Source organism: Microbulbifer sp. ABF4_143 (assembly GCF_056160225.1).
The window spans coordinates 77230-92343 of sequence record NZ_JBSWWT010000002.1 but is presented as its reverse complement, the minus strand read 5'-3'; the positions used below and the strand labels follow the sequence as shown (position 1 = coordinate 92343).

At 61.3% G+C, this 15114-nt stretch carries 10 protein-coding genes; all 10 read left to right on the top strand.

What is annotated here, in order from left to right:
* Nucleotides 1-6: 6 nt before the first annotated feature.
* The 10 genes from merA to ACXAF3_RS02105 all read left to right on the top strand — a co-directional run bounded on the left by merA (nt 7) and on the right by ACXAF3_RS02105 (nt 15059).
* Nucleotides 7-1407 (top strand): mercury(II) reductase, encoded by a 1401-nt coding sequence (gene merA, locus ACXAF3_RS02150; protein WP_475110646.1) that lies wholly within the window; start codon nt 7-9, stop codon nt 1405-1407.
* A gap of 341 nt (nt 1408-1748) precedes the next feature.
* Nucleotides 1749-4685, top strand: coding sequence for a Tn3 family transposase (locus tag ACXAF3_RS02145; RefSeq protein WP_475110645.1), 2937 nt, complete (start codon nt 1749-1751; stop codon nt 4683-4685).
* A 340-nt stretch (nt 4686-5025) separates the two neighbouring features.
* Entirely contained in the window at nt 5026-5394 is a 369-nt protein-coding gene (locus ACXAF3_RS02140; protein WP_475110644.1) for a hypothetical protein, read from the top strand.
* A gap of 206 nt (nt 5395-5600) precedes the next feature.
* The gene (locus ACXAF3_RS02135; RefSeq protein WP_475110643.1) at nt 5601-8324 is read left to right on the top strand and encodes a TonB-dependent receptor domain-containing protein; all 2724 of its coding nucleotides are present in this window, start codon (nt 5601-5603) and stop codon (nt 8322-8324) included.
* 101 nt (nt 8325-8425) lie between these two features.
* Nucleotides 8426-9139 carry a PepSY domain-containing protein gene (locus ACXAF3_RS02130; RefSeq protein WP_475110642.1) on the top strand — a complete coding sequence of 238 codons (714 nt, stop codon included), beginning with the start codon at nt 8426-8428 and terminating at the stop codon, nt 9137-9139.
* Nucleotides 9136-11031: an NADH:ubiquinone reductase (Na(+)-transporting) subunit F gene (gene nqrF / locus ACXAF3_RS02125; protein ID WP_475110641.1), complete on the top strand. Its 1896-nt coding sequence runs from the start codon at nt 9136-9138 to the stop codon at nt 11029-11031. The genes ACXAF3_RS02130 and nqrF overlap by 4 nt, the downstream gene beginning before the upstream one ends.
* A 101-nt stretch (nt 11032-11132) precedes the next feature.
* Nucleotides 11133-11537: a hypothetical protein gene (locus ACXAF3_RS02120; protein ID WP_475110640.1), complete on the top strand. Its 405-nt coding sequence runs from the start codon at nt 11133-11135 to the stop codon at nt 11535-11537.
* Nucleotides 11538-11699: 162 nt separating this feature from the next.
* Entirely contained in the window at nt 11700-12218 is a 519-nt protein-coding gene (locus ACXAF3_RS02115; protein ID WP_475110639.1) for a DUF411 domain-containing protein, read from the top strand.
* A 7-nt stretch (nt 12219-12225) separates the two neighbouring features.
* A complete protein-coding gene (locus tag ACXAF3_RS02110) occupies nt 12226-14220 on the top strand; it encodes a copper resistance system multicopper oxidase (protein WP_475110638.1) in 1995 nt (664 codons plus the stop codon).
* 11 nt (nt 14221-14231) lie between these two features.
* Complete coding sequence (locus ACXAF3_RS02105; protein ID WP_475110637.1) at nt 14232-15059, top strand: copper resistance protein B; 828 nt, start codon at nt 14232-14234, stop codon at nt 15057-15059.
* Nucleotides 15060-15114: the final 55 nt, after the last annotated feature.

Here is a 15114-nt window from a genome sequence, read left to right as displayed (position 1 = left end):
GAATATGTGAAACCTGTATCCATCGTCATTATCGGCAGCGGCTCCGCCGCCTTCGCCTGCGCCATCCAGGCGGTCGACCGCGGCGCCCGGGTCACCCTGGTGGAAGCCGGCGAAGTGATCGGCGGCACCTGCGTCAATGTGGGCTGCGTGCCCTCGAAGATACTGATCCGCGCCGCACAGCTGGCCGAGCAACAGCGCCGCAATCCCTTTGCCGGCATCGCCGACGCCGAGCCCGCCGTCGACCGCCCGCAGCTGATTCGCCAGCAACAGGCGCGAGTGGAGGAGCTGCGCGCGGCCAAGTACCAGCACATACTCGACACCACCCCGGACATCCAGCTGCTACGCGGCCGCGCCCGCTTCGCCGACGCCCACACCCTGTCGATTGCGCGCGCGGACGGCAGCGAGGAGCGCCTCAGCGCGGACCAGTTCCTGATCGCTACCGGCGCCAGCCCGGCGCTGCCGCCCATCCCGGGCCTGGCGGATACGCCCTACTGGACTTCCGACGACGCCGTCTTCGCCGACCAGGCGCCCGAGCACCTGGTGGTGATCGGCTCCTCGGTGGTGGCCGTGGAGCTGGCCCAGGCCTACCGCCGCCTGGGGTCCCGGGTTACCGTGCTGGCGCGCAGCAGCCTGCTGTTCCGCGAGGAGCCGCTGCTGGGCGAAGGCCTGACCCGTGCTTTCGAAGACGAGGGCATCCGCGTGCTGGGGCAGACCCAGGCCAGCCGCGCCGACTACCGGGACGGGGAATTTATTCTCGACACCAACAGCGGGCAGATCCGCGGCGACCGGCTGCTGGTGGCCACCGGCCGCAACCCGAATACCGGCGGCCTGGGTTTGGAAGCCATCGGCGTGGAGACCGGACCCGGCGGCGCCGTTCGCGTGGATGAGTCCCTGCGCACTTCCGTGCCGCATATCTATGCCGCCGGCGACTGCAGTGACATGCCCCAGTTCGTGTACGTGGCCGCGGCGGCGGGCACCCGCGCGGCCATCAACATGACCGGTGGGGAGGCCCGATTGGACACTTCCGCCATGCCCGCGGTCATCTTCACCGACCCGCAGGTGGCCACCGTGGGCCTGTCCGAGCAGGAGGCACATGTGCGCGGTATAGAGACCGATTGCCGCGTGCTGGAACTGGAAAACGTGCCGCGTGCGCTGGCCAACTTCGACACCCGCGGCTTCATCAAGCTGGTGGCCGAGGCCGGCAGCCACCGGCTGCTCGGCGTCCAGGTGCTGGCCCACGAGGGCGGCGAGGTGATCCAGGCTGCGGCCCTGGCCCTGCGCAACCGCATGACGGTGGAACAACTGGCGGACCAGCTATTCCCCTACCTGACTATGGTGGAGGGGCTCAAGCTCTGTGCGCAGACCTTCGCCGGGGATGTGAAGCGTCTTTCCTGCTGTGCCGGTTGATCCACGCATCGACCTTTCCGGGGCCATTCCGAGCAATTTGTGTCGGCATCGGCCCCTGAAAGTCTCCTGAAATAATGAAAACCTCCAGAATTCCCGCAATTTATCGAATCCCTTAAGCACCTCGCTATTAAACTGTATATTGCATTCATCTTTGGATATGTTTAAGGGCATTCGGGATGCCGTCTTGCTGCTAAAGACAATCTAGCGCAAGGACAAAGGGAAAGTTTACGAAGCGGTTTGCGCCGTTCGCGCCCCATGTGCCGGAACCACTGTTGCAGAAGCGCTTTGACAGTGTGTGGAGTCTCGCTTTCAAATCATAACGATAATCGCAGGGCTTCACTGTGACCGCTAGTGAAAACTTCCTGACACCACGCCAGCGCTACCAGCCCGTAACGCTGCCTCAGGACTTCTCCGATGAGGAAATGGCCCGGGACTGGACCCTGTCGGAGGCGGACAGACGGGAGATCGGCCGCTACCGCACCGGTTCCCGGCTATTCATCGCTATCCAGATCTGCGCGGTTCGCCTCTACGGCCGCTTCCTCGTCCAAGTCAACGATCTGTCTCCGCGCATCGTCAACTACCTGAGCAGCCAGCTCGAGTTGGCACCTTCCCTGACGACCAAAATCCCGAGCCGGGATGCCACGCTTTCCGAACAGCGCAGAAAAATCCTGGCCTACCTGGGCTTCTCCAAGTACGACGACACGGCCCAGTCCCGGCTTCAGGCCTGGCTGGCACGGCAGGCTGAAAAGGGCTTTTTGCCTGATGAGCTGTTCCTGCGGGCCGAACAGGTATTGCTTTCCGAGAAGGTGATCCTGCCCGGGCCCAGCGTGCTGGAGCGCCTGATCATCAGCGTCTGCGCCGACGTACATGAACGGCTGTTCGAGTCTCTGCACCAACAGCTTTCCCCTGAACTCAAAAGTGCGATAGACGATCTGCTGATCGTCAGTCCGGGGGGCCAGCACTCTCTGTTCTTCCTGCTGAAAGAATACCCACCGTCGGCCACCATCACCTCCATTCGGAGTTACCTGGAGAGATACCGCGCCCTGGACGGGACCGGGATCGATGCGATTGAAGCCCAGGTCGCGGACCCGTCTTTCATGGACTATCTCTACAAGTTGACCCTCCGCTACAGCGCCAAGGACATCAAACGCTTCAGGGATCACAAGCGCTATTCCCTGATGCTGTGTTTTCTGCTGGAAGCGCGCAAGGTCTTGCTCGATCACCTGGTAACCATGCACGACCAGTTCATCATGGACTTGCTGCGCAAGGGGAAGCGCATCTATGAGCGACGGCATCGCGAATTGCGCAAGCGGCAAAAGAGGGCCATCGACACCGTACTGGACGCCACCCACCTGATTATCGACTGGCCGGATGACCGCCCCTTGAGCAAGGGGGATCTGTGGCACCGCGTCGATGAGAAGCTGTTGAAGGAATCCGTCAATGACCTCCATATCTTCAAGCGGCTGGAGGAGCGCGGCTATGGGGATATCCTTTTGGCGCGCTACCCCAGCCTCCGCAAATACTTTGCCGAGTTCGTGCAGCTGCCATTCAACGTCAAGCCCGGCACCGAGCCACTGCTGAGATCCATTCAGCTGATCCGGGAGCTCGACGCCGGCAAACGGAAGAAGCTGCCCGGCAATGTCCCGACCCACTTCATCCCCAAGGAACTGCGGCGCTGTCTGAAAGACAAGAACGGCAAGGTACAGCGCAATGCCTGGGAGCTCGGGCTGGCCATTGCCATGAAAGTGGCCTTGCGTTCCGGCGATCTTTTCGTGCCCCAGAGCAGGCAGCACGTCTCCTTCTGGGACATGATGCTGAATCAGCAGCATTGGCAGAATACCCGCGAGTCCGCCTACGAGGACCTCCAACAGCCGTTCCAGCATCAGGTGAAAGCCACCTTGGTACTGCAATTCCACCAGAGCGCGGGAGAGGCCGAGAAACGGTTTGAGGGAGACAGCTTCGCTACGATCAAGGATGGCAAGCTGAAACTGAAGCGGGACGACAAGGCCGAGATTCCGGAAGCCGTGACCAATCTACAGAAAGTTATCGATGCGAGTATGCCCTCCATCCGCATCGAGCAACTCCTGATGGAGGTGGATAAGGACACCAATTTCAGCCGTCACTTCATTCCAGTCCAACAACACCACTCCCGGCCAAAGAACTTCTACAAGACCCTGATTTCCGCGCTGATCTCCCAGGCCACCAATCTGGGCGTCGTAGCCATGAGTGCCAGCGTCAAGGGCGTCAGCGTCGATATGCTGCGCCATGTGCTGCAGTTTTACGTGCGGGAAGAAACCCTCAAGACCGCCAGTGCCGAGATCGTCAACCAGCATCATCAACTGTCCTTCAGCGCAGTGCACGGTTCCGGGGGCTTATCCTCCTCCGACGCTCAGCGCTTCAAGATCCGGGCCGACAGCCTGTTGGCGGCCTACTATCCCCGTTACTACGGCTATTATGAAAAAGCGATCGGCATCTACACCCATGTGTCCGATCAGTACTCGGTGTACAGCACCAAGGCCATTTCCTGCAACCCGCGGGAAGCCCTGTACGTACTCGACGGCCTGCTGGAAAACGACACCATCCTGAAGATTCGGGAACACACCACCGACACACACGGCTATACCGAAATCATCTTCGCCCTGTGCTACCTGCTGGGCTACTACTTCATGCCCCGCATCCGCGACCTGAAGGACCAGCAGCTTTACCGGGTTGACCGCAATGTGAACTACGGAGTGTTTACGCCACTGCTGAACAAGACGGCGGACCTGGACATCGTTGAGGAGCAATGGGACGCGATGATCCATGTGGCGCAGTCCCTCAAGGAACGCACGGCACCGGCCCACGTCATCGTGCAGCGGCTCACCAACAGCTTTCCCTCCGACCGGCTGTCCAAGGCCTTCACCAACCTGGGGCGGATCATCAAGACTCAATACATCCTGCGCTATCTTACCGACAAGAAGCTGCGCCGAACCGTGCAGTTACAGCTCAACAAGGGGGAGTACCGGCATAACCTGCCACGGTGGATCTTCTTCGCCAACCAGGGGGAGTTCACCACCGGCGACTATGAAGAGATTATGAACAAGGCTACCGCCCTCAGCCTCGTATCCAACGCCATCCTGTACTGGAATACCTCGAGAATCAGCAACATCGTGGAGGAACTCCGGAAACAAGGTGAGACCGTCGACGACGAGACCCTATCCCATATCTCCTTGCTGCCCTACAAGCACGTCCTCCCGAATGGGACCTATTTTGTAGAGGGGGAAGGGGATGAGGGGTAGCCTGGCAGGCATCGCAGGCTACATTTTAGGCGGGGTGATTTTGCGCAGGATTTTACGGTTCGAGGTGGGACAGACAGGGCGAAACCGTAAGTTTCTGTTCAAATGCCCCCGCTGGGCCATATCGGCAAACTATAGTCTCTGCGGATACCGATCCGCAGTATGGGCAATTGCGCGCAATTCATCATTCTTTTTACCCCGAAAAATTCCCTCGCCGGCAGTTTGCACGGTGACTGTCGAACAGACCAACGTCAGCATCGGGGCTTGTGCTCACGAGCATTCGCACGTAATCTCAGACAGAAATCAGACAATAAAAACATCGGGGCCATTTCCGCATTCCTTCATGAACAACGCGCTATCCCGCTTACTGTTGCTAATTTTGCTACTGACCCTTAACGGTCAGGCTTTTGCAGCACCCTGCGCGTCTACTCGTAAAGGTGATGATAGCCACCACCAAAATACCGATTTGGCCACCAGCGATCACTGCATTGCCGGTGTGACCGCCCATCACTGCAATTCCGGCGATGCGGGCGAAACGCTCGAAGCCTGTGAACAGGCCTGCAGCTGCTGCCCCGGTCACTGCGCCAGCGCCATGCCCGGCAGTGAAATCCATGGTGCAGCGAGCCTGCCCGTAACGGCAAAAGCCATCTACACAGAACTCCATTCCTCTCCTCTTCCCGAAGCGGCCCTGCGCCCTCCCATTGTCGCCTGATAAGGGATAGGTGCGCCTACTGAAAGCGCAATCTGCCACCTCAAAAGCAGATAGACCTTTCTGGATAGGCCCGGGGTATCGCACTCAGTCCCTCCGCTGACCACTCAAGTCCAATTTTGCACGGTGTACATCGCATACGCCTGTGCTGTCGTCCCTGCACGACCATCGCGCGGGACTCGAAGAATTAGAAAATAAAGGAACTCGAGATGACTCGTCCGAGCAACAAGATCGCCAGAACACCACTCTTTATCGCGCTGGCGGCGGCCGCCAGCGGCTACGGCCAGCTGACTTTCGCCCAGGCAGAAGATGCCGGCGCCAAGTCGCAGATCGAAGAAGTCAATGTCACCGGTACCCGCATCAAGCGGGCCGATATCGAGGGCGTCGGCCCGGTTACCGTACTCGATGAAGCCTCCATTGAAGCCACCGGTATCAGCTCGCTGGAAAACCTGCTGCAGTCCCTGCCCGCGGCGGCCGGCTTCGGCGGCAACCAGACCAACGCCTACTGGACTTCAAACGGCTGGGGCACCCCGCAGATCAACCTGCGCGGCCTCGGCATCAATCGCACCCTGGTGATGGTCAACGGCCGCCGGGTGGTCAACGGCGGCACCGGCGCCAATAGCAGTGTCGACCTGTCCATGATCCCGATGTCACTGGTTTCAAGTGTCGAAGTACTGAAAGACGGCGCCTCCGCCACTTACGGGGCCGATGCCGTGGCCGGCGTGGTTAACCTGATCACCAAGAAGGAATTCGATGGCCTCGAAATCGAGGGCAAATATGGCCAGACCGCGCTCGGCGACGGCGAGGAGACGGTACTCGATCTGACCTGGGGCGTATCCGGCGATCGCGGCAACCTGATGGTCAATATGAGCTACCAGAACAACGAGCCCTCACCGCTGGCCGACCGCGTGCCCTGCCCGCTGGACGATGACAGCCAGTGCAGCGGCAGCTCGTCCACCATCGGTGGCCGCACCACCCTGCCTGCCGGCGCCGTCCTGGCAGACGGCACAGTGCTGACCGAACCCACCCGCGTCAACTTCAATCAGGATCCAGGCGGCAACGGCGATTTCTACGAGCCCTACGACGGGCTGAAGCACGGGTTCAACTACAACCCGTATTTCAATGCCGTGCAGCCGATCGAGCGCTTCAGCTTTACCACCCTCGGCAACTACGAGATTTCCGAGTCGGCCACGCTGTTTACGGAACTGATGTTCACCAACCGCCAGTCGATGCAGCCCGCCTCCCCGGCGAGCCTGGCGGACCTCTCTTACAGCGCCGATCACCCATCCAATCCCACCGGCAGCGATTTCGTGCTGGAGCGCCGCCGCCTGCTGGAAAACGGTGCGCGGGACTTCTACCAGGAAGTGGACACCTGGCGCATCGTCACCGGCATCGAGGGTGACATCAACGACAACTGGGGTTACGACGTCGCGTTTAACTGGGGCCGCAACACCGCCACCGACGCCATCGCCAACAACATCAATATGCAGCGCGTGGGCGAAACCATCGACACCAACCTGTGCGGCAGCAACGGTATTCCCTGTGCCGACTACCTGGGTTACGGCGACGTCACCCCGGAAGTACTCGACTACATCGTCTTCAACCAGGAAGGCACCGGTGGCAACGAGCAGAAAAGCGTGAGCGCGAATATCAACGGTTCCCTGTTCGAACTGCCGGCCGGTACCGTGGGTGTGGCCGCGGGTGTGGAGTGGCGCGAAGACAGCGGCTGGCGCAAGCCAGACTCGCTGGTACAGGCAGGCTATGCACTCGGCAACCAGGAAGACCCCATTTCCGGCTCCACCGAGGCACGCGAGATTTACGGCGAGCTGCTGATACCGGTACTGGCCGATCTGCCGCTGGTGCAGTCGCTGGAACTCGACCTGGCCCTGCGCTACTCCGACTACGACCTGTTCGACGGCAATGATACCTACAAGGCCGGCCTCAACTGGCAGGTCAACGACATGCTGAAAGTGCGCGGCACCATGACCACCGCCTTCCGCGTGCCGAATGTGCCGGAACTGTTCGGCGGCGTGTCCGAGGGCAACCTGACCACCACCGACCCGTGCTCCAACTATGCATCATTGGATCCGTCCAGCACCGTGTACCAGAACTGCCAGGCCGCGGGCGTACCGCTGAATTACACCCAGCTCGGCACTACCATCCTGACCGACCGCGGCGGCAACCCGAACCTGACGCCGGAGAGTGCCGAAAGCTTCACCCTCGGCCTGGTGCTGCAACCGCTGGACGGCCTGTCGCTGACACTCGATTATTTCGATATCGAGATCGACGACGCCATCCGCGAAGTGTCCGGTTCCACCAAGCTGGCCATGTGTTACGAGTCCGCCAATCTGGGACACGCTTTCTGCGCACCGGACCAGCACACCCGCAACCCGGTCAACGGCGACGTGAACTACCTGTCTACGCAGAAGTTCAACACCGGTAACGAAGTGATGCAGGGTATCGATTTCGGTGCACTGTATGACTTCGAGCTGGCCGGCCTGTCGCACACTTTCGACTTCAAGGCCTCATACCTGAAGAAATATGAGACCACCGCCTTCGAAGGCGACGAGCCGTTTGTACTCGACGGTTTCATCGGCAGTGGCAATGGTGGCTACCCGCACTGGCGCGCCAACGCGTCTCTGACCACGCGCGGCAACCAGTGGAGCGGCACCTACTCGATTCGCATGATCGGCGAAGGTGATGACTTCAACGCGGACAGCGGCATCGGTTCCAGCATGCCCAACGTCTTCTATCACAATGTGCAGTTCTCCTATGCAATGAGCGACGCACTGCGGATGAGCGTTGGCGTGGACAACCTGTTCGATCAGGAGGCACCCCGTGTCGCCAGCTGGACCGATGGCAATACGGATACCATGACCTACGATCTGGCCGGCATGCGCAGCTACGTGCGCATGACCTACCGCTTCGACTGAGCTAGCGGAGACATTCACGGCGGCGGGGGTTAGACTCCCGCCTGCTGTTTATTTTCTCAGCAGCGGTAACCAAGAGAAAAAACACAATGCAAACAGCTTCTATGACCAGAAAGATCCACAAATGGATCTTCCTGTTTGTCGGTGTCCAGGCACTGTTGTGGACCCTGAGCGGCGCCTACATGGTGGTGATGGACCTGGACTTCATCCATGGCGACCATCTGGTGAAAAACCTGAATGAACCACTGCCCGCCGCAACAGCAGAATTATTTCCTACAAGCGAGCTGCTGCGTGATCGCAGCGGTGTAGATTCGGTGCAACTGAAATCTATTCGCGAAAAATTATTCTATGTGGTGCGCAACAGCGACGGCGCCCACCTGCTCGACGCCCACAGCGGTATCGAGGTTTCCCCGCTCGATCGACAGACGGCGATAGCACTGGCGGAGTACTACTACAGCGGCGACCTGCCGGCGGCCACCGCGGAACTGATCAGCGAAAACCCACCAACCGAACTGCAGTCCCGCCCGCTGCCCCTGTGGCGGGTGAACTTCGATGATCGCTACGGCACCAGTTTCTATATCGATCCCAATACCGGCACCCTGGCCACTCGCCGCCACGACTACTGGCGCGCCTTCGACTTCTTCTGGATGCTGCACATCATGGATTACGAAGCGCGCGAGAATATCCACAACCCGCTGCTTTTGATCGCCACCCTGTTCAGCCTGGTGAGCGTACTGGCAGGACTGGTGCTGCTGTTTTACAGCTTCGGCAAGCGCAGGAGCGCGAGCGCACAGCGACAGCAGGAGGCCACCGCATGAATTTTGTCAAAGTAGCCCACAAGTGGCTCAGCCTCGTTATCGGACTCCAGCTGGCACTGTGGCTGGCCAGCGGACTGGCCTTCAACCTGCTCGATTCCAAAATTGTCAGTGGCCGCCACCTGGCCGCCAGCCCGGCTGCCGCCGAACTCAGCGCCGCCGAAGTGACTGTCGGTCACGATGCCATTGCGCGACTGTATGCGCCAGGCTCGGTCATCGATATCCGCCTGCAGCCTGGCTTTGAGCACCCGGTCTATCGGGTACAGACCCAAGACAGCGTCGAGCTGCGCGATGCCGGCAGTGGCGCACCGGTGGTGATCGACAGCGCTCGCGCCGCGGCCATCGCCGCACGGGATTACGCCGGCGACGACAGCCTGATTGGCGAGCCGGTGCCTATGGAATCAGCCAATATGGAAGCGCGCCGACACCGGGGAGCCATGTGGCGCGTGGACGTCGCGGACGACTTTGCCACCAGCCTGTATATCTCCGCGCAGGACGGCCGGGTGCTGGAACGCCGCAACGACAGCTGGCGGCTGTTCGACATCTTCTGGATGCTGCACATCATGGATTACACCGAGCGGCAGGACTTCAACAACCCGTTCGTGATTGCATTCGGTCTCGGCGCCCTGTTGATGTCCCTGTCCGGCTGCCTGCTGCTGTTCAGCAGTTTTTCCCGTCACGACTTCAACCTGGTGGCGAAGCTGCGCCGCAGCCGCGTGGCGGTACAACTGTTTGACAGTAATGCCAATCCGATCAACCAGCTGGCCCTGGCGAGTGGCAGCAACCTGTTCGACGGTCTCGCCACCAATGGCGTACAGCTGCCGTCCAACTGCGGCGGTGGCGGCAGCTGCGGGTTGTGCCAGGTGCGCATGGACACGGATGCACCGGTCAGTGCCAGTGAAAAGGCGCTGCTGTCCCGCAGTGCGCTGGACGCTGGTTACCGCCTGGCCTGCCAGCAGCGCGCCGCCGGCGCGACGCGCGTCACCCTGGATGACAGCCTGCTGCAGGCCGGCCAATACGCCGCCGAAGTGGTGGAAACCCGCTTCCTGACGCCGTTCATCAAGGAAATTCACCTGCGCCTGCCCGATACGGCCGACTTCGCCTTTCGCGCCGGTAGTTTTGTGCAGATTGAAGTGCCGCCACACCAGCTGCGGCTGGCAGACCTGCCGGTGGATACCGAGTTCCGCGCGGACTGGCACCAGTGGCAGCTTGCGGCCAACGCCGGACACCGCGAACCCGTGCGGCGCTCCTACTCAATGGCTAACGCGCCCGGCGAGCCCATGGCCAACGCGCCCGGCGAAGTCATGCCCGGCAACCAGTCCGCGAGCGGCAACAGCGTCGTACTGAACGTGCGTATTCAGCCACCGCCCCAGAGCGACCACACGGTGCCCGGTGGCGTGGGATCGAGTTTCATGTTCAACCTGCAGCCCGGTGACCGCGTGAAAGTATCCGGGCCCTTCGGCAATTTCCATGCTGCGGAGACTGGCCGCGAGATGGTGATTATCGGTGGCGGTGCAGGCATGGCTCCACTGCGCTCGATCATCGTGGACCAGCTGCGCAATCGGGGCAGCGGCCGCAAAATCAGTTTCTGGTACGGGGCGCGCAGCCTGCGCGAAGTGTTCTACGCAGAGGAGTTCCACCAGCTGGCCGCCGAGCACGGCAATTTCGCCTGGCACCTGGGCCTGTCGGAGCCGCGCGCGGAGGACAACTGGTCCGGAGCCAGCGGCTTCATCAGCGATATCGTCGCGGAACAGTACCTGCGCAGTCACCCGGAAATCGGCAACTGTGAGTTCTATCTCTGCGGCCCGCCGCCGATGCTGAAAGCCTGTATCGCCATGCTCACGGCACTGGGGGTCGCGGAAGACAGGATCGCATTCGACGACTTCGGCTGCTGATTGCGCGGCTGGTGCCGGCCGCCGGAACTCCCGGCGCCGGCGCTTGCCAAGCCGCCGTGCAACCTCTAACCTTCGGGACCAGATTTCACCCAGCGCCGCATATGCAAAAGATCATCGCGAAATCACTGCTGTTGCTGATGTTGATCACCGTTTTCGGACAGGTGATGGCTCAGCCGTGCGCGGATATGCATGCGCAGATGTTGACCAGCAGCACGGAAATGATTGGCGACCACCGGATGGAAGACGGTGGTGACGAGCACGACGCCCACTGCGGCGACGGTATGGCGATGGCTGCCGAGTTGCAGTCCCACTGTGGCGAAGCCCCCAGCGCTGCGGACGACTGCGGGCAGAGTTGTACCTGCTGCCCCGGTCACTGCGCCTCCGTACTGCCCACCACCGAGCTCGGCAGCAATGCCGTGCCGCCGGCCTTCGCGATCAATACCTATCGCGATATCACCTCCTCTCCGAACCCGGAATCCGCGATCAAGCCGCCGAGAGTTGGCTGATACGGGGTCAATCCGTCCAGAGCGAACGCTCCCCCCTCCCCAATTGGACTGATTCCGCGGTGTCGTTTTTTGCTCCGCGGTAGCGAACCGGTTAGCAATCCGGACAACGACTGCAATTCACTGCACCCGAACAAACTGCAAATACAAATTGAAAGAACTGCCATGACCATCAAGTCCATGACTTCTGCCCTGGTTGCGTGCGCCCTGCTGGCCCTGACCGCCTGTGCGGACGCGGAGTCCGGCAACGCGCGAAACAGTGCGGCACAGACCGCCGACAGCGCCACTATCGAACTGACCACCTTCAAGAGCGCCACTTGCGGCTGCTGCAAGAAGTGGGTGAATCACGCGCGCGATAACGGCTTCGCGATTACCGCACAGGATGTCGACGACCTTAACAACATCAAGAACCGTCACCGGATAGAACCCCGCCACCAGTCCTGCCACACCAGCGTGTCGAGCGAGGGCTATGTTTTCGAGGGGCACGTTCCGGCCAAGCTCATCCGCCAGTTCCTGCAGAACCCGCCGGCGGGCGCCCGCGGCCTCGCCGTGCCGGCCATGCCGCTGGGCAGCCCGGGTATGGAAGTGGATGGCCGCTTTACCCCCTATAACGTGATGCAGCTGAACAGCGACGGCAGCGAGAGCGTCTACGCGCGCATGGACAGCATCGAACAACAGCACTGAGGTACCAATGAAAAGAAGAAACAGCCCCCAATTTGAGCTGCCGCAACTGTCCCGGCGACGCTTTGTCACCGGTATGGCGGCTGGCGCAGCGCTGTTGGGTATGCCGGCGGGGCTCTCCGCCAGCGCACCGCGTGCGGGCGCGGCACCGCAGACGCTGCGCGGCAACCAGTTCGACCTGAATATCGGCTACCTGCCGGTGAATTACACCGGCCGCGAGCGCACTGCGGTGGCGGTAAACGGCAGCGTGCCCGGCCCGATACTGCGCTGGAAGGAAGGACAGACGGTGACGCTGAACGTCACCAACCACCTCGCCCACGACACCTCGATCCACTGGCACGGCATCATCCTGCCGAGCAATATGGACGGCGTGCCCGGGCTCAGTTTTAACGGCATCCGGCCCGGCGAAACCTTTACCTACCAGTTCGCGGTAAACCAGAGCGGCACCTACTGGTACCACAGTCACTCGGACTTCCAGGAACAGCAGGGCCTGTACGGCAGTATCGTGATCGACCCGGCGGAACCGGACCCGGTGGCCTACGACCGCGATTACGTCGTGCTACTGTCCGACTGGAGCGACGAATCTCCCCACGACATCTACGCCAAGCTGAAAAAAGAGGGCCACTATTACAACCGCCGCCGCCGCACCGCCGGCGACCTGTGGCGCGAGGTCAAGGAAAAGGGCGTGGCGGCGACCTGGCGCGACCGCGAGATGTGGAACATGATGCGCATGTCGGATCGCGATATTTCCGACGTAACCGGCTACACCTACACCTTCCTGATGAACGGCCAGACGCCGGATGCCAACTGGACCGCGTTGTTCCGCAAGGGCGAAAAAGTACGGCTGCGCTTTATCAACGGCGCGGCCATGTCGATTTTTGACATTCGCATCCCCGGCCTGAAGATGACCGTGGTGGCCACCGATGGCCAGAACATCGAGCCGGTCACCGTGGACGAATTCCGCATCGGCGTCGCCGAAACCTATGACGTGATTGTCGAGCCCGACGGCGACAGCGCCTACACATTGTTCGCGCAGACTATCGACCGCAGCGGCTTCGCCCGCGGCACCCTGACGGCAGACCCGAGCCTGCGCGCGCCGGTTCCCGCCATGGATTACGCCCCGGTACTCACCCACCGCGATATGGGCATGGGCCACGGCGCCCACGCCGGCATGGCGGGTATGGGCGGCATGGATCACAGCCAGCACGACATGGGCAACAGGGGTGGCATGGATCACAGCCAACACAACATGGGTGGCATGGACCACAGCCAGCACGACATGGGCGGCATGGACCACAGCCAGCACGACATGGGTGGCATGGACCACAGCCAGCACAATATGAGCGGCATGGACCACAGCCAGCACCAGGCCGGCCCACAGGGCTACAGCCTGCACGGCGGCCGCCCGGAACTCGGCGGCATGCAGGGCGTCTGGTTCACCGACAACCTGGGCCGCGCCGGCCACGGCAGCAACAGCCAGATCGTGCACCTGCCCAGCGAATACGGTTACGGCGTCGACATGCGTTCGGAAATGCCGATGAGCGGCCTGCACGACCCCGGCATCGGCCTGCGCGATCATATGCAGCGCTACGGCCGCCGCGTGCTGAACTACAGCGACATCCGCAACCTGACCCCGACCATCGACAGGCGCGAACCGACCCGCGAGTTGCAGCTGCACCTGACGGGCAATATGGAGCGCTACATGTGGTCCATGGATGGCATCAAGTTCAATGACGCCGAACCGCTGATGCTGAAATACGGCGAGCGCATTCGTATCACGCTGGTGAACGACACCATGATGACGCACCCGATCCACCTGCACGGCATGTGGAGCGAGCTGGAAACCGGCGATGCCGAATATATTCCGCGCAAACACACAATCATCGTGCAGCCCGGCTCGCAGATCAGCTACCTGGTCACCGCCGACGCCTACGGCCGCTGGGCCTACCACTGTCACCTGCTGTATCACATGCCCGGCATGTTCCGTGAAGTGCGCGTTGTTTAAGGAGTGCGACGATGAAACCTGTAATTATTTTATGTGCCGCACTCGCCGCCAACGCGGCGCTGGCCCAGGAGGACATGCCCCACCACGGTCACGGCGACCAGAGCGCGCCCATGGATTCCTATCCGGCCGCGCCCGCGCCTTCCTACCCGGCCCAACAAGGTGCGACGCAAAACCTGGAGCACGCGCCGGATTCCCCGGATCACGTGATGGATCACGAGGTGCTGCTGACCAAGGTCACTTTCGACAAGCTGGAAGTGCGCGAGGACGATGGCGGCGCGGTGAAAGGCGATCTCTGGTTCGGCGGCGACCGCAACAAATTCTGGCTCAAGGCCGACTGGGAGAGGGACGAAGGGGAAACGGAAAAGGCCGAGCTGCACGCCCTATACAGTCGGGCCATATCGCCTTACTGGGACCTGCAGATGGGCGTACGCCACGACTTTGAAACCGAGAGCGACAGCCGCAATTGGGGAGTCATCGGTTTCAATGGCCTGGCGCCCTACTTCTTCGAAGTGGACTCGGCGCTGTTTGTCGGCGAAGACGGTGACACTGCCATGCGCCTGGAGGCAGAGTACGAACTGCTGTTTACCCAGCAGTGGATTCTGAGCCCGGAGATCGAGGCGGATTTCTTCGGCCAGAACGACCGCGACGCCGGTACCGGCTCCGGACTGTCCGACGTTGAACTGGGCCTGCGCCTGCGCTACGAATTCACCCCGCAGTTTGCGCCCTATATCGGCGTGCACTACGAACGGAAATTCGGCAACGCCGCCGATTTCGCCCGCGACGAGGGCGAACACACCAGCATCACCAGCTGGGTGATCGGCCTGCACGCCTGGTTCTAGTTGGGAAGTCGGGACTCGAGATTCTGCACTAGCAGTATCGTGCAAAGAAGCGGCC

Bases quoted from the DNA above. Each gene is read 5' to 3' on its own strand.
- ACXAF3_RS02140 (WP_475110644.1), top strand. From the start codon at position 5,026: ATGAACAACGCGCTATCCCGCTTACTGTTGCTAATTTTGCTACTGACC.
- ACXAF3_RS02135 (WP_475110643.1), top strand. From the start codon at position 5,601: ATGACTCGTCCGAGCAACAAGATCGCCAGAACACCACTCTTTATCGCG.
- ACXAF3_RS02130 (WP_475110642.1), top strand. From the start codon at position 8,426: ATGACCAGAAAGATCCACAAATGGATCTTCCTGTTTGTCGGTGTCCAG.
- nqrF (WP_475110641.1), top strand. From the start codon at position 9,136: ATGAATTTTGTCAAAGTAGCCCACAAGTGGCTCAGCCTCGTTATCGGA.
- ACXAF3_RS02120 (WP_475110640.1), top strand. From the start codon at position 11,133: ATGCAAAAGATCATCGCGAAATCACTGCTGTTGCTGATGTTGATCACC.
- ACXAF3_RS02115 (WP_475110639.1), top strand. From the start codon at position 11,700: ATGACCATCAAGTCCATGACTTCTGCCCTGGTTGCGTGCGCCCTGCTG.
- ACXAF3_RS02110 (WP_475110638.1), top strand. From the start codon at position 12,226: ATGAAAAGAAGAAACAGCCCCCAATTTGAGCTGCCGCAACTGTCCCGG.
- ACXAF3_RS02105 (WP_475110637.1), top strand. From the start codon at position 14,232: ATGAAACCTGTAATTATTTTATGTGCCGCACTCGCCGCCAACGCGGCG.